The organism is Nocardia nepalensis, from assembly GCF_048910785.1.
Lineage (GTDB): Bacteria > Actinomycetota > Actinomycetes > Mycobacteriales > Mycobacteriaceae > Nocardia > Nocardia nepalensis.
The window spans coordinates 12,581-33,291 of sequence record NZ_JBKBET010000018.1; the positions used below are offsets into that span (position 1 = coordinate 12,581).

Consider the following 20,711-nt stretch of genomic DNA (forward strand, 5'->3'; position numbering starts at 1 on the left):
GAGCAGGCGGGTTAATGGGTGTCGCTGTCAATGAGTGGGGCCCCGCTGCCAGGGTTGATCAAACGCAGCGTCACCGACCTGTTCTGGCCCGCAGAGGTCACGCTGGCCACATTGACTTCCACCGAACCGTCCGGGTTGGTGCCCGTACCACCACCGGCATCAACGGTGTTGAAGCCCGTGACCCGATTCTGCGTCCAGTAATCCTGGAAGGCCGACTGAGTGCCGTAGACCCGCTGGGCAGCGGGAGTCAACTGTTGCCATGCAGCCGCGAACCTCAGATAGGTGAGGTTGTTGTAGAAGTCCACCACTTGATCGATGGATTGCCGCGAGTCTGCCGGGCCGACGCTCTTCGTCTGCCCCGGCGCACCAGCAGAGGCCGTGGAACTGGTCCCGCCCTTCGAAACCGACGATGAAGGCGGACTCGCTTGCACCGATGGCGTATTGGTGCCCGACTGGGTCAGCGCGCCGATCACGATGGCCACGACGGCCACCACCGCACCGACGGTCGCACCGATCAGCACCGCCTTGCGCTTGCCACCGGACTTGCGCGGCAGCGGACGCGGCTGGGTGGTCGTGCGCGGATGCGCGGCGGTGCGCGGATGCGCGGAGTCGCCGCCGGAGTTGTTGGGGCGGACCGAATTTCGCGGCGGCGGCACCGGACGCGGCTGACGGGCCGTCGGCTGGTGTTCCGGCGTCGGATTCGCGGGCGGCCGCAGGGCACGGGTGGCGGACTCGCCGCGGCGGCCGAAAGCCTCACTGGCGGGGACGAATCCGGCGTGCACCGGTGTGGAACCGGCGTCGGCGAGCGCGGACAGGTGTTCGCGGGCGGCGCGCATGGTCGGCCGCTCCGCGGGTTCCGGACTGAGCAGATCCAGCAGGAAGTCGGTGGCCGGGCCGGCATGTCGCGGTTCGCTCACCTGGCCGTTGGCCGCGGCGTAGAGCACGGCCAGCGGGTTGGCGCTGGAGCCGTATGGCGGTTCACCCTCGAGTGCGTGGAAAAGCGTTGCACCCAAGGCGAATACGTCGGCGGCGGGCGTCGGGTCGGCGCCGCGGGCGACCTCGGGTGCGAGATAGGCGGCGGTACCGCAGATCAGACCGGTCTCGGTGAGGGTGACGTCACCGGTGGCGCGGGAGATGCCGAAGTCGGTGATCTTCACGGTGCCGGTGTCGTCGAGCAGGATATTGCCCGGTTTGACATCACGGTGCACGATCCCGGCGTGATGCGCGGCAATGAGCGCCGAGGCGACCTGTTCGCCGATCCGCGCGACCTGGGTCAGCGGCAGCATGCCCTGCGCGGAGATCACTCCGGCCAGACTCTTCGACTTCAGGTACTCCATCACCAGGCACGGATCGCCGTTGTGCTCGGTGATATCGAAGACCACGATCGCATTCGGATGCTGGAAGCGCGCCGCATTGCGGGCCTCGCGGAACGCGCGCTGACGCACCACATCGCGCTCGGCTTCGGGCAGGCTGGGCTTGATGTGGATCTGCTTCACCGCGACCGAGCGCTGCAGGCGTTCGTCGATGGCACGCCAAACCACACCTGTGCCGCCGCTACCAATCCGCTCGACCAGGCGGTAGTGCTCCGCGATCAATTGACCGGTATCGATGGCGCCTACTCCGAACCTTCTCGAAATCGTGACATCACGCGTATTGACCATCAACGCGTTCCGCCGATGAGTGTAGCGGGGCGCAATCCTCAGCACGCGGCTGCGGGGGTATATTCGCCGCCCACAATGCGCCGAGTGCCGCTGCCGTGCTAATTCACGGCCGCGCACGAAGCATACGACCCGCGGCCTCCACCGCCGGACCCGAGCTGTTCGCATCGCTCACGAATACGGCAAAGGCCAGGTCACCGTCTATGCCGACGAACCAGCCGTGCGCATGTTTGTCATCGATGTACTCGGCGGTGCCGGTCTTGCCGATCAGGCCCGGGATATCCCGCAGCGCGGTCGCGGTGCCGCCGGTGATGGTCTCGCGCATCATCGTTTTCAGCTGCTCATCAATGGTCGGCGGCAGCGGCGCCGGTGCGTGGTCGGCGACGCCGGGCTGTCCGTTGACGACCATCGGCAGCGGCATCGATCCGCGCGCGATGGACGCGGCGACCAGCGCCATGCCGAATGGTGATGCCGTCACCCTGCCCTGGCCGATGCCCGATTCCACCCGCGCCGCCGGAGTGTCGGCGGTCGGCACCTTGCCGGTAACGGTGGTCAGGCCCGGTGTGACGAAGTCGATGCCGAGGCCGAGTTGTGCCGCGGCATCGGTCAGACCGTTCGGTGCGAGATTCGCCGCGAGCTGGCCCATGGTGGTGTTGCAGGACTGGGCGAAAGCGGTGTGCAGCGGGACGTTCCCGAGATCGAAGTTGTTGTCGTTGGGTATGCGGCGGCCCTCGATATTCGCGGTGGCCGGGCACGGCAGCACCGTATCCGGTGTCACCGCGCCGGATTGGAGTGCGGCAGAGACGGTGACCGTCTTGAAGGTGGAACCGGGTGGGTAAAGGCCGGTGAGCGCGATCGGGCCCTGCGTGTCGGCGGCCGCGCTCTGCGCGATGGCGAGCACCTTTCCGGTTGAGGGTTGCAGTGCGACGATCGCGGCGGGCTGGGTGATCGGCGTCAACGCGCTCTCGGCGGCGCGCAGCAGATCGGTGTCGAGGGTGGTCACGATGTCCGCGGTGGGTTTCGGATCCTGGCCCGCGATGCGTTCGGTGCCGTCGGGGGTCTGTGCCCGGACCGCCCAGCCAGCGGCCGCGTCGGCGGAGTTCTGCCACAGGTCGGCGAGGCCCGACAGCACCGGGGAGGCCAGGGATTTGTCGGTGGCGAGCAGGCGGGTCTGCGGCGCGAGGGTGACGCCGGGGATCGCGGCCAGCGCCGTTTGGATCGGCGCGATATCGGCATCGCGCAGTGTGATGGCGGTAATCGACTTGCCCTGTGCCGCAGCGAGATCCGATTGCAATGATTGGGCGGTAATGCCCGCCGCGACGGGGGCGAGAACGCCGGCCAGCGCTGCGGTGTCGGCACCGGGAGCGACGTTCACCAGGGTCACCACCTGCTCGGTCATCAGCTCACCGCCCGATGACTCGAGGATGCGGGCGGGCTTCGGATAGGTGGTTCCGTAGCTCAGCGGACCTTTGACGAGGCCGGGTGCGATGGCGTTGGGATCCCACTTGATCTTCCAGCCGTCGCCGAAATCACTGGCGGTGCCGTTGGTGGTGTAGGCCCACTCGTTCTTGCCGTCCTTGCCGAGCTTCCAGGTGGCGGCGAGGGTGAAGGAGTTCTTATCCGCGCCGCGGACATCGAATTTCACCTCTTTGCCCAGCCCGTCATAGAGCTGGCCCAGTGCAGCCGAGGCCTTGGCGGGATCGTCGGTGAGTGCGGCGGCCGCGGCGATATCGTCGCGGTTGAGCGCGTCGGCGAACTGCCCGGCGACGGTGTCGGGCTGGTCCGGTCCGGAAATGCAGCCGGTCGAGGCCACGGCGGCGGCTGCGAACAGGACGAGGAGATTCCGGTATGCGCGCACCCGGCCGACTCTAGTGGCCGACGGTGACCGGCCCGGGTAGCCCGCACGGAGCGAATCCGCACCCTTGTCGGGATTCGCACCCGTTGCGGGCGCCGGGGCGGGTCCGAATTTCAGGCGAGCCAGGGAGTTTCGGCGAGGGCGGCGGCGTCGGGGTCGGACAGGTCGATGTCGAAGACCTCGGCGAGGATTTTGGGTAGTTCGGTGGGTTCGAGTTCGCGGGTTTCGCTGGTGCCGTCGGGGTATTCGGTGATGAGGGTGAGGCCGTCCAGGACATGGTGGACCTGCGGGAGGAAACGCTGCACGAACGGGCGCGTGGTGAACGGGGAGCGCGGGGACGTGGAGACGAAGTGGTTGCCGACCGCGAAATCGGTGCGGTACTGCGGGTTCAACGTGAAGGTGTAGCGGTCGATCCAGCCGTCGCGTCCGAATTGGTGCAGCACCCACAGATCGCTGTCGAGTTCGCCGGTGGTGTGTTCGAGCCGGAATCGCCAGTCGCCGAGCGCGAATTCGCCGCCCTCGACCAGTTCGTAGGGTGCGAGCGGGCCGGAGCCGAAGCCGACATCGCAGAGCCAGATCCGGTCGTCGTCGCTGGTGGTGACGCGCAGCAGGGCGTGGGTGGCGGGACGCACACCGCCGGACGCGCCCATGGTGACCCGGCCGCTGAGACCGGTGACGCCGAAGCCGAGCCGTTCCAGCGCGGCGGCGAACAGGCCGACGTTCTCGTAACAGTAGCCGCCGCGATGCTGCCGGATCATCTTGTTCTGCAACGCTTCCAGGTCCAATGGCACCGGACGGCCGAGGATGGTCTCCAGGTTCTCGAACGGGATCGTGGTGGTGTGGGCGTAGACCAGGGCCCGCAATGTGGCCAGCGTAGGGGTGCGGTCACCGTCGTAGCCGATGCGGGTGAGGTATGCGTCGAGGTCCAACTCCTCGCCGTTCCAGTGGTAGGCGGGATCGTTCGGCTTCGTCATCGCAGTTCTCCTCGTATCGGGTTTGCTGAAATGAACCACAGCTCCCCGACGGGTGTTCCCACGGGGTTCAGGCAGCGCATTTGGCATTCGACGGGGCCGCGGGGGCAGTGTCGATGCCGTGGGCGACATCGACCAGATAGTCGCGGTCCGGTCCGTCGACGGGTTCCGCGCCGATGAGCAACCGCTCGACGACGCAGCCGCCCTCGAAGTACGCGGGGCCGACGCTGTGGTCACCCGGGACCACGGCTCCGTTCAGGTCGCGGCCGGTGACGATGGTGTACATCGAGGTGGGTTTGCCCGCGGCCGCCAGTCCGGCACGCATCTCCAGACTCGCCGGGTAGGGCACGACGTCGTCAGCGGTGCCGTGCACGAGGAAGGCGCGTTTCATGCCCATTCGGGCGGCCAGCAGGACGGGTGAGCGTTCGGCGTAGGCCTGTGGGCAGACCGTCGGTGCGCAGCCGCCCGCGTCGCGTTCGATTTGGGCGGGTAGCGCGGGATCGACACCCGCCGAGGCGAACCACATGGTGAAATCGTCTGCGGGGCTGTAATTGTCGACCCAGTAGTCGAAGAGTCCCGGTGGGCCGTATGCCACTGCGAGGCCGCTCATGGTGCCGCCCTGGCTCCAGCCCCATAGCACGGTGCGGCCGATCGCGGGGTGCTCATTCTTGTACCACTGGGTGGCGGTGACGATATCGCGCCAGCCCGCCCACAGGTTCCAGTCGCCGGTCCGCCAGACGCTGGTCGCGCTGCGTGCGTCCATGGACAGGACCGGGGTCGCGGTGCGGCGGGCGATCGAGGTCAGATATCCGGCGTAGTCGGCGGAGGTGCCGTCATGGCCGTGTACCGCGACGACCAGATCGTGCGGCGTCAGATCGCCTGCCGCACAACGGTACGGCTCGTACACGCGGCCGGTGGCGTCCTCGCCGTCCACCGTCAGGGTGACCGGCCTGATGTCCACCTGGACCGCGCACTCCGGTTCGGCCGAAACGGCCGGTGCGGCAAGGCTTGTCGTCGACACCGCGATGAGCAGCGCACAGCAGACCGTCAGCAGTAGGTATCCGCGCCTCATCTTGGAATGATGACATGCGGCTATCGGGGTCCGATGGCAGCGGCGCGCGTCGCGACGAATATCGCGCCCACCACCGCGGCGGTGCCGACCACGCCCGCGAAGGTGCTCGCGCCCGTCGGCAATCCGATTGCGTCACTGAGGAATCCGGCCGACAGCGGGAGCACGGCGGCGGGCAGGTAGCCGCCGACATTCTGGGCGGCATTGGCCTCGGCGAGTCGATCGGCAGGCACGTTCGCGCTGATGGCGGTGAGGCCGCCGAACTGACCCATGCCCTGACCGATTCCGGCGAGTATCGCGGCCGCGGCGAACAGCGCGATCGATGACAGTCGCAGCGCCGAGCCCAGGGTGACCATGCTGAGCAAGGTGGCCGCAGCGCTGCCGAGCAGGATCGCGCGCAACCGCAGCCGCCGCACCGCGAATTGAATTCCGGTGGCGCCGAGGAACATGACGAAGGCCAGGCCGCCCGCGAGCACCCGGTTGGTGGCGCCCAACAGGTTCGACAGCAGGGAGGGGCCGAGCGAGAGCACGAACGACGTGGCGGTGATGCCCGGGGCAAAGACCGCGATGCCGAGCAGGACCGCGGTGCGGCCACCCGGCGCGACCGCCGGGATGCGGATCCACGGGCCGCGCCCGCCCGCGCCCTTGGGCAGGTCGAGCCGAGCGATGACCACGAAAGCCGAAGCGAGCAGGACGATCTCGACGATGAAAATGGTGACGGTCGGGCCGGGCATTGTTTGCGAAAGCACACCCGCCAACAGCGGACCGAATCCCGCGCCGAGCACCATGGCCGACGACGCCGCCAGTGCGGCAACACGTTTGTGTTCCGGACCGCCGATATCGGTCACCGCCGCCATACCCGCCGACACGGCGGCACCGACCGCGATGCCGGTGAGCAGGCGCGCGATCGCCAGCACCGCAACCGAATTCGCGGTGGCGAACAGCACGCAGGCGAGCATCGCGAGCACCACCGCGGGCAGCAGCACCGGTTTGCGGCCGATGCGGTCCGAGACCACGCCAGCGACCAGCAGCGCGCCTAGCAAACCAACGATGTAGCAGGCGAATACGGCGGTCAAGGTGCCCGAGGAGAAGCCGAGCTGGCGCTGCCACACGACATACAGCGGCGTCGGCGCGTTCGAGAGCACGAAAACCGCCAACACAGGCCAAGCCGCCAGCCACACCGCGCCTTTGCGCTCGACAATCTCCGACTCGGGCGCCACGAGTGTCGCCATCGCCAACCTCCATCAGTTCGAAATTTCTCGTACTAGTACGACGAGAGTCGAACTTAACATCTAGTACGATAGAAGTCGAACTAAGGATTCGAGACCCGCAGGAGATCCGATGCCCGCCACCGACACCGCCGCGACCACGCTGCCCGAGCCCGCGCGCGCCGAGTTGCGGCTGGAAGAGGTGCTCGGCGTGCTCAGCGATCCGCTGCGGCTGAGCATGGTGCAGAAACTGTTGCTCGAATCCCCCGAAACCGACCGCTCCTGTGGCTGGTTCGATATCGATCGACCGAAATCGACACTGACGCACCACTTCCGGGTGCTGCGCGAGGCCGGGGTCACCCGTCAGCGGCAGTACGGGCTCGAACGCCGCAGCCGGGTCCGAATCGATGACCTCGACGCCCGCTTTCCCGGCCTGCTCGATCTGGTTCGCGCCTGGCAGCCGGCATAATTCGGCGGTGTTTCGGAAGCAGGTATGTCCCGGTGGGTCCTGCTACCGCGTGCGACAGTCGACCGAGGCTCCGGCCGTCGTCTTGATCGGCAATGCGGATGGGAATTTCGATCAGGACGAGATCGCGGCGGCGCAGGAGGCGTGTCGGGCGTTGTCGCAGCAGTTCGGTATCCGACCGCTACTATTCGCATATGCGTTCGATTGATGCGGCGGAGCGGCGGGCCCGGCTTGCGCGGCGGCATCGGCTCACGCCGACGTCCCGCACCGATGACGTTGCCGATATCGTTCGGTCCCTGGTCGTGCTGCATGCGACCGATCCGGCGACGGTGTATCTGTCGGTGGGCGCGCGCAGTCTGACTGCCGAGCCCGCGCATGTCGAGAAGGCGCTGTACGACGATCGGACGCTGCTGCGCCTGCTGGCGATGCGGCGCACGATGTTCGTCGCGCCGGTCGAATTGCTGCCCGTGTTGCAGGCGTCGTGCGCGGATGCGTTGGCGGAGAAGCAACGTCGCACCTACGGCAGGTTCATCGAGCAAGCCGGAGTTGTCGACGGGGATGTGCGGGCATGGCTCGCCGATGTCGAAGACGAAACGCACAGGGCGCTGTTAGCGCGAGGGGCGGCGACCGGCGCGCAGTTGAGCAAGGACGTACCGCGGCTGCGCACGCAGGTGAATACCGCTCCGGACAAGGCATATTCGCGTCCCACCAGCATCACCACCTGGGTGCTCGTGATCCTCGGTGTCGAGGGGCGCATCGTGCGCGGTCGACCGAACGGCAGTTGGACGAGCAGCCAATACACCTGGGCGCCGATAGAAACCTGGCTGCCGCAAGGTGTCGCGACCATGCCAGCCGATGCGGCCCGCGCCGAACTCGTCCGGCAGTGGCTCTACGCCTTCGGCCCCGCGCCCATCACCGATATCAAGTGGTGGACAGGCTGGACCCTCGGCGAAGTCCGCAAGGCCCTCGCCCAACTCGACGTGGTCGAGGTCGATCTCGACGGCGTCACCGGCCTACTACTCGCCGACGACCAGGCCCCGGTCCCCGAACCCGAACCCTGGACCGCCCTGCTCCCCGCCCTCGACCCCACCCCTATGGGCTGGCAGTCGCGTGCCTGGTACCTCGGCCCACACGCCCCAGCCCTGTTCGACCGCAACGGAAACATCGGCCCCACCATCTGGCACAACGGCCGCATAGTCGGCGGCTGGGGCCAGCGCAAAGACGGCGAAATCGCCTACCGCCTCCTGGAAGACGTGGGCTCCGAAGCCGAAGCGATGATCGAGACCGAAGCCGCCCGCACCACCACCTGGTTCGGCGAAGTCCGCGCCATCCCCCGCTTCCGCACCCCCCTCGAACGCGAACTCACAGCCTGATCCGCCGTCGCGCGGGTGACGCCAAAGGCGTACCGCCCCAGCGGAATTGGCGTGCCATGTGACGGCGATCAACGGGGTGATCCCCATCCGGGCTCTGGCGTTCACCGAGTTCGGCTCGGCATCCAGTAAGCGCGTCAGCTCGGCGGTATTCCCGATTCGGGCGGCTGCGACTATCGGCGGCTCGGGCTGCATGGACGTCGGTTCCGACTACATGTCGAGGCCGAGGTCGAGGACTTGGACGGAGTGGGTCAGGGCGCCTATGGCCAGGTAGTCGACGCCGGTGCGGGCGTAGTCGGCGGCTTGGTCGAGGGTCAGGCCGCCGGAGGATTCGAGTTTGGTGTCGGGGGCGGTGTTGTTGCGGCGTTGGACGGCGGCTTGGGTTTGCCAGAGCGGGAAGTTGTCCAGGAGGACCAGTTCGACGTTTTCGGCCAGGACGGCATCGAGTTGTTCGAGGCTGTCGACTTCGACCTCGCAGGCGATATCAGGGGCCAGGTCACGGACGGCGCGTAGGGCGGCGACTACCGAACCGGCGGCGACGACGTGGTTGTCCTTGATCAGGGCGGCATCGCCGAGGCCCATCCGGTGGTTGACGCCGCCGCCGACGCGGACCGCGTATTTCTGCAGGGCGCGCAGGCCGGGCAGGGTTTTGCGGCTGTCGCGGATGCGGCATTTGGTGCCCGCGACCGCGTCGACCCAGGCCGCGGTGGCGGTGGCGATGCCGGAGAGGTGGCAGACCAGGTTGAGCATGGTGCGTTCGGCGGTGAGCAGGCCGCGGGTCGGTGCGACGAGGCCGAGCACGCTCTGGCCCGGCTCGACCCGGGTGCCGTCGGCGACCCGGTCGGTGATTTCGTAGTTGCCCGCGCCGATCACCTCATCGAGGACGAGCAGTCCTACGTCGAGCCCGGCGACGGTACCGGGCTGACGCGAGACCACCGACGCCTTGACCGCCGCGTCGGCGGGAACCGTTGCGACCGTGGTGATATCGGGGCCATAGCGCAGATCTTCATCCAGCGCGGTGCGGATCAGCGTCAGCACCTCGTCACGATCCAGGCCGGTATCCAGACCCATCAGTGCACTCCTCGTCCTACTGAGCAATTCTCGAATCGCCAGGCCGCCATGTCGCCTGGACCTCGGTCCGCCGAAACTCTGACGCAGCCATGTCCCCGCTCGCCGATCATGAGGCGCTGGGGATGGGGTCCTGGGTCCAGTCGGCCAGGTCGAGGCCGTCGGGGGCCGGAACCGGATGACCTTCGGGGCCCAGACGTACTGCGCGGCTGTGGCGTTGGTGTTCGTCGGGGTTCGGGTGATCGGAGCGGGTGTGGCAGCCCCGGCTCTCGGTGCGGGCTGCCGCGGAGAGCAGCAGCACCTGGGCGGTAAGGGTCAGTGCGGCATCCTCGAACGCGGTGATGCGTTGTGCCGCAGCCGTACTGCTCGACTCCCCGGTGCCCTGCAGTGCGGAGATATCGCCACCCACACCGGTCACTCCGGCGATTCGAGCGGCACCGGTCAACCCGGCACGCAAGCGGTTCGCGGCACTGTGCGACACCGCATCTCGCAATCGCGCGGCAGCCTCCGCGAGTCCGGCCGCCTCGCGAACCACCGAGGCATGCAATGTCATCGACTGCTGTACCAGTGCTCGCGCGGCACGCGGCACGGTGTGGAAGGACACCTCCGTCACCTGTGCGTCCTCGTCGAGCCGTTCGGCGGCGGCCACCCCCGCCCGCTCGCCGACCACCAGCCCCTCGAGCAGGCTGTTCGAGGCCAGTCGGTTGGCGCCGTGCAGTCCGGTCCGCGCCACCTCACCCGCCGCGTACAGACCGGGAACCGCGGTCCGGCCGTGCGTGTCGGTGACGATCCCGCCGCATTGATAGTGCGCGGCGGGCGCGACCGGAATGAGATCGGTGCGCGGGTCGATCCCCGCGGCCAGACAGGACGCGGTGATCGTCGGAAAGCGTTGCGGGAAACCGTCGATCGCACGGGCATCGAGGTAGACGTGATCGGTGCCGAGCGCGCGCATCCGTGCGGCGATGGCGCGCGACACCACATCGCGAGAGGCCAGATCGCCGCGCGGGTGCACACCCGCGGTCACCGAATTCCCTTCGGAATCCACCAGCGTCGCGCCCTCGCCGCGCACGGCCTCGCTGATCAACGGCCTGCGGCCGAGCCCACCCGGGGTGTAGAGCACCGTCGGATGGAATTGCACGAATTCGAGATCGGCCACCGTCGCCCCGGCCCACAGGGCCAGCGCGATACCGTCGGCGGTCGCGCCCGGCGGGTTGGTACTCAATGCGTACAGCTGACCGAGTCCGCCGGTGGCCAGCAACACCGCCGGTGCGTGCACGACCCCGAATCCGTTCTCGGACACCGCGATCACGCCCTGCACACCGGTCCGGCCGGTGACGATCTCCAGTGCCGCGGCGCCGAACAGGACCGGCAGTCCGGCCGCGTTCAGCGCACGCTGCACCTCGGCGCCGGTGGCATCGCCTCCGGCATGGATGATCCGCCGCGTGCTGTGCCCGCCCTCGCGGGTGCGCGAAATCTGGCCGTCCCGAGCGAGATCGAAGACCGCGCCCAGATCGGTCAGCGCGGCGACGGCCGCCTGACNCCCGCCACGATCGAGCGCACCGCCGACTCGTCACACAGCCCGGCACCGGCCTCCACGGTGTCGCGCATATGCGATTCCACCGAATCCTCGTGTGGCGCGACGACAGCGATACCACCTTGGGCGTACTGGGTGGCAGTGTCCGTCGGCCCGCCTTTGCTGAGGATGAGCACCCGCAGCCCGCGCAGCGATGCCGTCCGTGCCGCGGTCAGTCCGGCGACGCCGCCGCCGACCACGACCAGATCGGCGTCGGCTTCCCAGTCGATGCGCGGCGCGGTGCTACCGGCCGCCCCGGCGGTCATTCCGCACCGCCACTCCGGACGAGCGCGCATATCGCACTCCGGTCGCACCCGGGCGCGCTCATGCCTGCGCCTCGCTGACGCTCGGCTCCGGCATGACCGCGAAGGCGGCTGTGTTCACTGTTCGCTCGCTACGCTCGCTCACTCGCCACCACCCGGGTTGCCGATTTCGATCATCCGCTGCACCGAATTACGTGCCAGCGCGGCCGTTTCCAGGTCGACGTGCACCTCGTCGGTGTTCTCGACGAGCGAGCGGAGCAGCGCCGCCGGGGTGATCATCTTCATGTACTTGCAGGACGCACGGTCGTTGACGGCCTGGAAGTCGATGCCCGGGGCGGCCTTTCGCAGCTGGTGCAGCATGCCGACCTCGGTGGCGACCAGCACCTGATTCGACTTCGCGGCGCGCGCGGCGTCGATCATGCCGCCGGTGGACAGAATGTGCACCCGGTCGGCCGGGAACGAGCCCTCGCCCGCGAGGTACAACGCCGAAGTGGCGCAACCGCATTCGGGGTGCACGAATAGTTCGGCATCCGGATGGGTGCGGGCCTGCTCGGTCAGTTCGTCGCCGTTGATCCCGGCGTGCACATGGCATTCGCCCGCCCAGATGTGCATATTCTCGCGGCCGGTGACGCGCTTGACGTGCGCGCCGAGGAACTGGTCCGGCAGGAACAGCACCTCGCGATCGGGATCGATGGAGGCGACCACGTCGACGGCATTCGACGAGGTGCAGCAGATATCGGTGAGCGCCTTCACCGCCGCGGTGGTGTTCACGTACGAGACGACCACCGCATTCGGGAATTCGGCCTTCCAGGCGCGCAATTCGTCGGCGGTGATGGAATCGGCCAGCGAGCACCCCGCCCGCTGATCCGGGATGAGCACGGTCTTCTCCGGGCTGAGGATCTTGGCCGTCTCGGCCATGAAATGCACGCCACAGAACACGATGGTGTCCTCGGGGGCCTCGGCCGCGATGCGGGACAGCGCCAGCGAATCACCGACGTGGTCGGCAACGTCCTGGATCTCGGGCAACTGATAGTTGTGCGCGAGAATCGTCGCGTTGCGCTCCCGGGCGAGCCGCTTGATTTCGGCCGCCCACTCCGGCGTGGCCTCGACACCGGTGAATCCGGCCGGACCGTCGACTACCTGTCCCATCAGCGGGGGCGCCAGCTTCACACCCATCGTCGACATGATGGCTCCTCTCCTCGTGCGATCGGAGCTTGTGCCTATTCACATGGCAGCCGATTCACACCAAACCAGGTTTTCGACTTATAATCGAAAACGTGCCCCATAGTAACACCATCCACGAAACGCTTACCGCGGTGTTCCAGGTACGGCGCTTCCCCGACGACATCAGCGCAGGTAGCGCCCCTGCGCGGGTGACGGATGAGCTGATTCGCCCCTGTCCGCCCGGCCAGCGGACCGAACTCGCGGTGCTGCTGTGGGAGCGCGCGCTCGATCCGCAGAAGGACACCTGGTCACTGCCCGGCGGCCGCCTGCGCGACGACGAGGACCTCAACGTGTCGGCCCGTCGTCAGCTCGCCGAGAAGGTCGACGTGCGCGAGTTGGCGCATCTGGAGCAGCTGTCGGTCTTCAGCAGTCCGGACCGGGTGCCAGCGCCGCGCCGGATCGCCTCGGCGTATCTGGGTCTGGTGCCGTTGACCGCGGATCCGCGGCTCCCCTCGGACACCGCGTGGCATCCGGTTTCCCAGCTGCCGCGCATGTCGTTCGACCACGGCACGGTCGTCGAACATGCGCGCACCCGGCTCGCCGCGAAGCTCTCCTACACCAATATCGCCTTCGCGCTGGCGCCGGAGCAGTTCACCATGTCCACCCTGCGCGAAATCTATTGCTCTGCACTCGGTTACGAGGTTGATACGACGAACCTGCAGCGAGTTCTCACCCGCCGCAAGGTGATCACGCCGACCGGCGCGACCGCCTCCCCCGGTCGGGCGGGTGGACGGCCCGCGGCGGTCTATCGGTTCACCGACTCCGAAATCCGAGTCACCGATGAATTCGCCGCATTCCGCCCACCCGCCTGACCCACTCGATCGCCCTCCCCGCGATCGGCCCCCACCCGGCGACCGGAACCCCGAACCGATCGCCGAGCACGAAACGGACTGTGCCGCAGCCGCTGTCATAGGGGCTGCGGCATCCGAGCGCGCCCCGATCATCACTGACCCGGGCACTCCCCTTCTACTCGGACAGCCCGCCGGGCACACCCAGATGCCCGGAGCACAGGATCCACACGACCCAGTTGGACGGGAAGCGGGTCTCACGTGAAGACCCGTCCGCCCCCGGACGACCGCCGGATCACCGGTTGCCGCCGCGGTCGCGAGCGGTGTGCCCACGACCAGTCCACCCACCAGAACCGTCCCAACCACTAGCGATTTCCAGAACATTGCCGTCCCTCCCTGATCGGCCGAAGTTCCCTCTGCGCTATGCGGCGGCGGAATCGACTGTCCGCCTCCGCTGTTCGATCGATCGAACGACTTCGACGTTAGGGATCGGTGCGCCGCGACGGAACGGCCATGCGTTCAGAGTCGCCGAATATGGCTGGTCACGGTCGGATACGAGTTATCCGGACCGGAAGCGGATGGCCGCGGGCAGCGGGGTGATCTTTCCGGACCGGATCGAGTGATGACTCAGTGCACCGGCGATCACACTGTGACAGAGAAGTTTTCGGCCTCGTCGGTGAGTTCGCCGTGGAGCGATTGCTGGATGGATGCGATGGTCCGTGCAATGCGGCGGGTCGACGGCGTCGGGAGGGATGGCGGCAGCATCAGGGCGGCGACGCGCCCGATGCGCTCAATAACGGATTGTCCTAAGCGACCACAACAAAAACCCCGCTTCCGCTCACGCGAAAACGGGGTCGTCAACTATCAACGGGAGCACTATCGAAGGGCCTCAATCTCGGTCCCGTCCCTGATGTTTCGCCTTCCGCCGATACCGCCGCTTACTGGGAATCGGCTGCGCGGCACTGGACCGCCGCAACGCATTGCGCCGCCGCCAAGCCACCAAATCCGGCCGCTCCTGCTCCGCGGATACGTCCGGGATCAACACCGCCTGCCCATGCCTGGTCAACATGTCCTCGCTCATCGCCACCTCCTTCCCATCGCTCGGCTCGAGCTTGCGCGCCAACGGTATCCGCGCGACCGGCGCATGACCACCGATTTTTGTCGGAACAGCCACGGGAATACGGTCACCACGACCGCGGGGATGGAGCGGAACAGCACCGAGGGCACTGCGATGAGCAGGAACCGGGCGATATCGCCGAGTGTGGCGGCGCGGGTGTAGACGCCGTACCGGTACGACTGTGCCGACCCGCGGGCAACGGTTCGGACGATACGTCAGCGAGTGCGATCGGAGCCGGGCGATCCGAAGCCGCCGTAAGGCACGCCGTAGGGTACCGGCCCGCCGTTCGCAGCGTTGCCATAGGCAGGATCGAATGCCTCGAATGTGCTTGTCGCGGTGAAGGTTGGCCGCGAATCACCGAACGGCCCGCTGAATCCGGTACCCAGATCCTCCGATGGGCTCAGCGCCGCAAGGAATAGCACGATCAGCGAGGCGAGCAGCGGCTGCACGAGCAAGGCCAGCCAGCTGCCGACCTCCACCGGCACCGGCACGATCTGTCCGACCGGCGGGTCGTACGGCATCGGGTGCTGCCACTGCATGATCTGCTCGCCGAGCTCGGACATGACATAAGCGCCCGCCGCCGAACCGATGAGCAGCCCCAGCTGCAGCAGCGGTCCGCGCACCCGGCGCCAACGCCAAACACCGACCGCGGTGAGCACACCCAACACCGCGCCTATGCAGGCGAAGATCGCCAGCGCGTCGAACTGGTGCACGCTCTCCCCGGTCAGGGCCGCACCCTTGGCCGGTACCGCATCGGCGCGCGCCTTCGTCACCAGGAACTGTTCGGTGGGTGCCAGGAAGGCCCACACCACACCACCCAGCACACTGAGCAACAGCACCCCGACCGCGACCAGCCCCGCGGCCCGCAACTCGCCCCGCACACCGACCCGCCGGGCCGGTCGCTGCGCCACGATGTCGACATCGCCGTATTCGGCCACCACTAGCGGTGTTCCAGATTCTTCGAGTCCAGCACGCCGTGCCGCGAGCATTTCGCCCACCACCCGTCCGGGCTGACCTGCACGATCATGCGGCGGCCGCATTGCTCGCAGAAGCGCGGCGGTTCCAGTCCCAGCGCCGCGGCGGCGGGGACCGGATCGTCGAGCCCGGCCACGACGGGTTTGCCGGTGAACGGGTTGTAGCGCTCGTCCATATCCATGACAGTACTCACGGCGCCAGCCTCTTTCGTGATGCTTGCGTACTCAGTGTTCGCCAGCCGGATCAGAGTGTTTCGTTGAGCGCCTTGATCGGCATCTTCAGCTCGCCGAGCAGATCCAGGTCCGCTTCGGCGGGTCGGCCGAGGGTGGTCAGGTAGTTGCCGACGATGACGGCGTTGATACCGCCGAGGATGCCCTGCTTGGCGCCGAGGTCGCCGAGGGTGATCTCGCGACCGCCCGCGAAACGCAGGATGGTGCGCGGCAGCGCGAGCCGGAATGCGGCGACGGCGCGCAGTGCGTCGGCGGCGGGCAGCACCTCGAGGTCGCCGAAGGGGGTGCCGGGGCGCGGGTTGAGGAAGTTCAGCGGGACCTCGTCCGGTTCGAGTTCGGCCAGGTTGGCCGCGAATTCCGCACGCTGCTCCAGGGTTTCGCCCATGCCGAGGATGCCGCCGCAGCAGACCTCCATGCCCGCATCGCGGACCATGCGCAGGGTGTCCCAGCGCTCTTCCCAGGTGTGCGTGGTGACCACGTTCGGGAAGTGCGAACGGGAGGTCTCGAGATTGTGGTTGTAGCGGTGCACACCCATGGCGGCGAGCTGGTCGACCTGCTCCTGGGTGAGCATGCCGAGCGAGCATGCGACCTGGATGTCGACCTCGTTGCGGATGGCCTCGACACCGGCGGCGACCTGTGCCATCAGCCGCTCGTCCGGACCGCGCACGGCGGCGACGATGCAGAATTCGGTGGCGCCGGTCTTGGCGGTCTGCTTGGCGGCCTCGACCAGGCTGGGGATATCGAGCCAGGCGGCGCGCACGGGCGACTGGAACAGACCGGACTGCGAGCAGAAGTGGCAGTCTTCGGGGCAGCCGCCGGTCTTGAGGCTGATGATGCCCTCGACCTCGACCTCGGGACCGCACCACTTCATGCGCACCTCGTGCGCCAGGGCCAGCAGCTCCTCTAGCCGGTCGTCGCCGAGCCGGAGGACCTCGAGGGTCTGCTCCTGCGTCAGGCCTTCGCCGCGCTCGAGCACCTGCTCGCGGGCGGTCGCCAGAATATCGGTTTGGACGGGTGCCTGGGTCACTGCACGAATCCCTTCGTCCGGCCGAGGTGGCCGTGCAACTTGAACGGTGTTCAGGCTAGGGTAGCGGTAACAGTGAGTCAAAACACCTCGGGGAGGAGAACCTCGTGCAGTTGCACCGGTCGGACGTGGTCGACGGCGCCATCGCCATTCTCGACCAGTACGGTCTCGCCGATCTGACCATGCGCAGGCTCGCCGGATCACTCCAGGTCCAGCCGGGGGCGCTGTACTGGCACTTCCCCAACAAACAGGCGCTGCTCGGTGCGGTGGCCGATACGATCCTCGCGCCGATGGAGGATCCGGTCGAGGCCGAGGAATGGTCCGGCCAGATCACCGAGTTGGCGCATCGCCTGCGCAGCTGCCTGCTCGCGTATCGCGACGGGGCCGAATTGGTCTCGGCGACGTACGCTTCCCGGCTCACCACGAGCAAGGGCCGGGAACGACTCGTGGTGTCCGCGATCCGCGCCGGAATGCAGCGGCCGGAGGCGGAATTGGCGGCATATACGCTGCTGTATTACGTGCTCGGGCAGACGGTGGACGAACAGTCCAGGATGCAGATGGATTCCGCGGGGGCATTGACCGAGGATGCCTCCCCGCTCAACGAAACCCCGGACGCGACCGCACGTTTCGACTTCGGCCTGCAGCTGTTCGTGGGTGGCGTACGTCACCTGCTCGGCACCCGCGTGCGCTGAGTCCGGTACGCCCGGTGTCGGCGGGCGTACCGGTCCCGACTCAGACGGACGCCGCCGCCGTCTCGAGATCAGAGGCCGCGACGCTCGCCCTGCGCCCGGGCAGCGCGAGCGCCACGACCGCGCCCAAGAGAGCAAGTGCCGCACCGACTTCGATGGCCGGGCCGAATCCGGCGGTGAACTCATCCACCGAGCCGTATCCACCGGAGCCGGCGAAAACCGCCACCGCGACGGCGATTCCGAAGACTCCGCCCAACTCCCGCATCATGCTGTTGGCTCCGGCGGCCTTGCCGAGCATCGCGTGTTCGACCGCGCCGACGACCGAGCTCTGCGCCGACGGCAGCACCATCGAGGTGCCGACGCCGGAGACGATGAACGGAATCACCAAGGCCCCGTATGACATTGCCGGATCGGCGATGGACGCGATCCAGAACATGCCGCCGGCCATCAACGCCAGCCCGGTCACCATGAGCGGCCGCTCCCCGATCCGGTCGGCGAGCGCACCGGCGATCGGGGCGCAGAAGAACAGCGTGAGAGTCCATGGCAGCAGCCGCAATCCGGCGCCGAGCGGTCCGTAGTGCAGCACCGCCTGCAGGAACTGGGCGTAGAAGAACACCTCGCCGAAGAGGGCGGCGAAGGTCAGGAAGATCGCGATATTGCCCGCCGCGAATCCGCGATTCACGAATAGCCGCATCGGAAACATCGGTTCGCGCGACCGGGCTTCCCAGACTGCGAAGGCGAGCAACAGCGCGATCCCGCCGATCAATGCGACCAACACCTCCGAACCGGACCAGCTCGCGATGTTGCCGCGCACCAAGCCCCACACCACACCGAACGCGCCACCGGTGACGAGGGCCAACCCGGTGCCGTCCATCGCGGTATCGGGACCGAAGCCCTCCGGAACCTGGGTCGCCACCAGTGGCATCGCGACCAGCCCGATCGGCACGTTCAGCCAGAAGATCCACTGCCAGGACAATCCCTCCGCGACCGCGCCGCCGACCAGCGGCCCGCACGCGACCGCGAGGCCGGTGATGCCCTGCAGCAGACCCATGGCCATGCCCCGCTTCTCCGGCGGAAACGCCGCACTGACCAGGGCCAGCGCCAGGCTCATGATCAGCGCCGCGCCGACGCCCTGCAGCACGCGCGCGGCGATCAGGGCCGTGACGGAGCTCGATACCGCGCAGGCCGCCGAGGCCGCGACGAAGATGGCGAGCCCGACCATGAACATCCGCTTGCGCCCGAAGCGGTCGCCGAGCACGGCCGCGGTCATCAGCAGGACGGCGAAGCTGAGGTTGTAGCCGTTGACGGTCCATTCGAGCGTCTCCAGCGACGCCCCGAGGTCGTGGCGGATGGTGCTGAGCGCCGTGCTGACGACCAGGGTGTCCAGTGCCGCCATCAGCGAGGCGACCGCGCCGAGTGCGAGCACCCAGCGCTGTGTCACCGCCGAAACGATCGGTGTGCTCACGATGGTCCTTCCTGTGGTTTCGGCGTATCCGGTGGTTTCGGACACGCACAGATACCGACCGGCCCCCGCCCGAAACTCATCGGTCGGATCGATTCGCGGCGCACCGATGAGTTCCGGGCGGTACGGCGGTCGGTATTCGGAGGGACACATTTCGGGGCACCCGGAAGGACAGCGCATGACCGACAGCGACGAATTCGCCGCCCGCACGACCCCGTATCGGCGCGAACTGCTCGCCCACTGCTATCGGATGCTCGGTTCGGTCGACGACGCCGAGGATCTGGTGCAGGAGACGCTGTTGCGGGCCTGGCGCGCGTACGGCGACTTCGAGGGGCGCGCTTCGATGCGGACCTGGTTGTATCGGATCGCGACGAACGCCTGCCTCAACGCACTCGAGCACAGCAGTCGGCGTGTGCTGCCGGCCGGATTGTCCGGGCCGACCGGCGATCCCACGCAGGAGGTTCGCTTCGCACCCGAAATCCCTTGGCTGCAACCGCTTCCGGATGTGCTGGTGACGCCGGAGGTCTCGGATCCGGCCGCCATTGTCGCGGCCCGCGACGATATGCGGCTGGCGCTGATCGCCGCGTGGCAGTATTTGCCGCCGCGCCAGCGCGCGGTGCTGATTCTGCGAGATGTGCTGCACTGGAAGGCTGCCGAGGTCGCGGAACTGATCGGGGTCAGTGTGGGGGCGGTGAACAGCATGCTGCAACGCGCCCACGTCACCCTTGGTGAGCTCGGCCCGCACACGCCGGTCGTCGAGCCGGACGACCCCGAAATCCGCACGCTGCTGGATCGATACGCCGCGGCATTCGAAGCCGCCGACATGGATACGCTCGTCACACTATTGCGATCGGACGCGGTCTGGGAGATGCCGCCGATCGCGGAATGGTTCCGTGGCGACACCACGATCGTGGACCTGATTCGTTCGAAGTGCCCGTATACGGCGGGCGAGGTCCGGATGGTGCCGATCGCGGCGAACGGTCAGCCCGGATTCGCGTTCTACGTGCGTGGTCACGCGCAATCGCTGCAGGTGCTCACGCTCACCGCGGAGGGGATCTCGCACGTCGTCTCGTTTCACGACACCAGGCTGTTCGAGGCATTCGGCCTGCCCACCTCCTTGGTCGAGGCCGCGTGGTGCGAGCCGGTTCTGCCATGACCGATGATCTGCTCGAGCGGGCGGTCGTCTATCTTCTGTCGGTCCTGACCGAGGTCGGCCCCGATCTATCGGCGCCGACACCGTGCCGGGGCTGGAATGCGCGCATGCTGCTCGCGCATGTGGACGAGTCGATCGCCGCGTTGCGGGAAGGTCTGGCGGGCGGGCAGGTTCGGCTAACACCTGGTGCGCCACTACCGAGTTGCGCTGGAACCCTGCATATTCGCATTCGTGCCGAAGCCCTGCTCGGCGACTGGGCGAACGAACACCCGGAATCGGTGGTCGTCTTCGGCCGACCGATTCCCGCCCGGGTCCTCGGCATGGTCGGCGCCCTCGAATTGACGGTCCACGCCTGGGATCTCGCCGCCATCTACCCGTCCGCCACACCGATTCCCGACCGCCTCGCCCGCGAATTACTCACGGTGGCACCGGAACTCGTCCCGGTGGCGGACAGATGGCCGTTGTTCGGTCCCCCGATCGAACCACCGACAGCTACCCCGGGCGACCGACTCCTCGCATACTTGGGCCGAACCCGTCCAGTGACCTGA

Annotated in this window: 18 protein-coding genes and 1 pseudogene; 6 read left to right on the plus strand and 13 right to left on the minus strand. The window is 67.7% G+C overall.

Annotated features, from left to right (window positions below; genetic code table 11):
* Positions 1-11: 11 nt before the first annotated feature.
* From ACHQ4I_RS10555 to ACHQ4I_RS10575, 5 genes are all read right to left on the minus strand, one after another.
* Positions 12-1,661 carry a serine/threonine-protein kinase gene (locus ACHQ4I_RS10555; protein ID WP_420771510.1) on the minus strand — a complete coding sequence of 550 codons (1,650 nt, stop codon included), beginning with the start codon at positions 1,659-1,661 and terminating at the stop codon, positions 12-14.
* Between the two features lie 103 nt (positions 1,662-1,764).
* Complete coding sequence (locus ACHQ4I_RS10560; protein ID WP_420771511.1) at positions 1,765-3,516, minus strand: penicillin-binding transpeptidase domain-containing protein; 1,752 nt, start codon at positions 3,514-3,516, stop codon at positions 1,765-1,767.
* A gap of 110 nt (positions 3,517-3,626) precedes the next feature.
* Positions 3,627-4,487, minus strand: coding sequence for an arylamine N-acetyltransferase family protein (locus ACHQ4I_RS10565; RefSeq protein WP_420771512.1), 861 nt, complete (start codon positions 4,485-4,487; stop codon positions 3,627-3,629).
* A 67-nt stretch (positions 4,488-4,554) separates the two neighbouring features.
* Positions 4,555-5,556, minus strand: coding sequence for an alpha/beta hydrolase family protein (locus ACHQ4I_RS10570; protein WP_420771513.1), 1,002 nt, complete (start codon positions 5,554-5,556; stop codon positions 4,555-4,557).
* A gap of 20 nt (positions 5,557-5,576) precedes the next feature.
* A complete protein-coding gene (locus ACHQ4I_RS10575) occupies positions 5,577-6,785 on the minus strand; it encodes an MFS transporter (protein ID WP_420771514.1) in 1,209 nt (402 codons plus the stop codon).
* A gap of 109 nt (positions 6,786-6,894) precedes the next feature.
* On the opposite strand from ACHQ4I_RS10575, the gene ACHQ4I_RS10580 reads away from it, so the two are divergent.
* Both ACHQ4I_RS10580 and ACHQ4I_RS10585 read left to right on the plus strand, forming a co-directional pair.
* Positions 6,895-7,230, plus strand: coding sequence for an ArsR/SmtB family transcription factor (locus ACHQ4I_RS10580; RefSeq protein WP_420771515.1), 336 nt, complete (start codon positions 6,895-6,897; stop codon positions 7,228-7,230).
* A gap of 191 nt (positions 7,231-7,421) precedes the next feature.
* Positions 7,422-8,600 carry a winged helix DNA-binding domain-containing protein gene (locus ACHQ4I_RS10585; protein WP_420771516.1) on the plus strand — a complete coding sequence of 393 codons (1,179 nt, stop codon included), beginning with the start codon at positions 7,422-7,424 and terminating at the stop codon, positions 8,598-8,600.
* A 207-nt stretch (positions 8,601-8,807) separates the two neighbouring features.
* Here ACHQ4I_RS10585 and nadC read toward each other — a convergent pair whose 3' ends face one another.
* From nadC to nadA, 3 genes and pseudogenes are all read right to left on the minus strand, one after another.
* Positions 8,808-9,668 (minus strand): carboxylating nicotinate-nucleotide diphosphorylase, encoded by an 861-nt coding sequence (gene nadC, locus ACHQ4I_RS10590; protein ID WP_420771517.1) that lies wholly within the window; start codon positions 9,666-9,668, stop codon positions 8,808-8,810.
* Between the two features lie 106 nt (positions 9,669-9,774).
* A pseudogene (locus tag ACHQ4I_RS10595) lies at positions 9,775-11,504 on the minus strand (L-aspartate oxidase).
* Positions 11,505-11,642: 138 nt separating this feature from the next.
* A complete protein-coding gene (nadA, locus tag ACHQ4I_RS10600; protein WP_420771518.1) occupies positions 11,643-12,686 on the minus strand; it encodes a quinolinate synthase NadA in 1,044 nt (347 codons plus the stop codon).
* A gap of 92 nt (positions 12,687-12,778) precedes the next feature.
* On the opposite strand from nadA, the gene ACHQ4I_RS10605 reads away from it, so the two are divergent.
* A complete protein-coding gene (locus ACHQ4I_RS10605; RefSeq protein ID WP_420771519.1) occupies positions 12,779-13,537 on the plus strand; it encodes an NUDIX hydrolase in 759 nt (252 codons plus the stop codon).
* Between the two features lie 865 nt (positions 13,538-14,402).
* On the opposite strand, the gene ACHQ4I_RS10610 is transcribed toward ACHQ4I_RS10605, so the two are convergent.
* From ACHQ4I_RS10610 to bioB, 4 genes are all read right to left on the minus strand, one after another.
* Positions 14,403-14,687: a hypothetical protein gene (locus ACHQ4I_RS10610; protein ID WP_420771520.1), complete on the minus strand. Its 285-nt coding sequence runs from the start codon at positions 14,685-14,687 to the stop codon at positions 14,403-14,405.
* Positions 14,688-14,845: 158 nt separating this feature from the next.
* Entirely contained in the window at positions 14,846-15,568 is a 723-nt protein-coding gene (locus ACHQ4I_RS10615) for a DUF2567 domain-containing protein (RefSeq protein ID WP_420771521.1), read from the minus strand.
* Positions 15,569-15,570: 2 nt separating this feature from the next.
* Positions 15,571-15,786: a biotin synthase auxiliary protein BsaP gene (gene bsaP, locus ACHQ4I_RS10620; RefSeq protein ID WP_420771573.1), complete on the minus strand. Its 216-nt coding sequence runs from the start codon at positions 15,784-15,786 to the stop codon at positions 15,571-15,573.
* A gap of 62 nt (positions 15,787-15,848) precedes the next feature.
* A complete protein-coding gene (gene bioB, locus ACHQ4I_RS10625; RefSeq protein ID WP_420771522.1) occupies positions 15,849-16,862 on the minus strand; it encodes a biotin synthase BioB in 1,014 nt (337 codons plus the stop codon).
* A gap of 104 nt (positions 16,863-16,966) precedes the next feature.
* Here bioB and ACHQ4I_RS10630 point away from each other — a divergent pair, with 104 nt between their 5' ends.
* A complete protein-coding gene (locus tag ACHQ4I_RS10630; RefSeq protein WP_420771523.1) occupies positions 16,967-17,551 on the plus strand; it encodes a TetR/AcrR family transcriptional regulator C-terminal domain-containing protein in 585 nt (194 codons plus the stop codon).
* A 40-nt stretch (positions 17,552-17,591) separates the two neighbouring features.
* On the opposite strand, the gene ACHQ4I_RS10635 is transcribed toward ACHQ4I_RS10630, so the two are convergent.
* Positions 17,592-19,013 carry an MFS transporter gene (locus tag ACHQ4I_RS10635; protein ID WP_420771524.1) on the minus strand — a complete coding sequence of 474 codons (1,422 nt, stop codon included), beginning with the start codon at positions 19,011-19,013 and terminating at the stop codon, positions 17,592-17,594.
* A 175-nt stretch (positions 19,014-19,188) separates the two neighbouring features.
* On the opposite strand from ACHQ4I_RS10635, the gene ACHQ4I_RS10640 reads away from it, so the two are divergent.
* Both ACHQ4I_RS10640 and ACHQ4I_RS10645 read left to right on the plus strand, forming a co-directional pair.
* On the plus strand, positions 19,189-20,166 hold the full coding sequence (locus ACHQ4I_RS10640; protein ID WP_420771525.1) for a sigma-70 family RNA polymerase sigma factor: 978 nt from the start codon (positions 19,189-19,191) through the stop codon (positions 20,164-20,166).
* On the plus strand, positions 20,163-20,711 hold the full coding sequence (locus ACHQ4I_RS10645) for a maleylpyruvate isomerase family mycothiol-dependent enzyme (protein WP_420771526.1): 549 nt from the start codon (positions 20,163-20,165) through the stop codon (positions 20,709-20,711). Before ACHQ4I_RS10640 ends, ACHQ4I_RS10645 begins: the two co-directional genes overlap by 4 nt.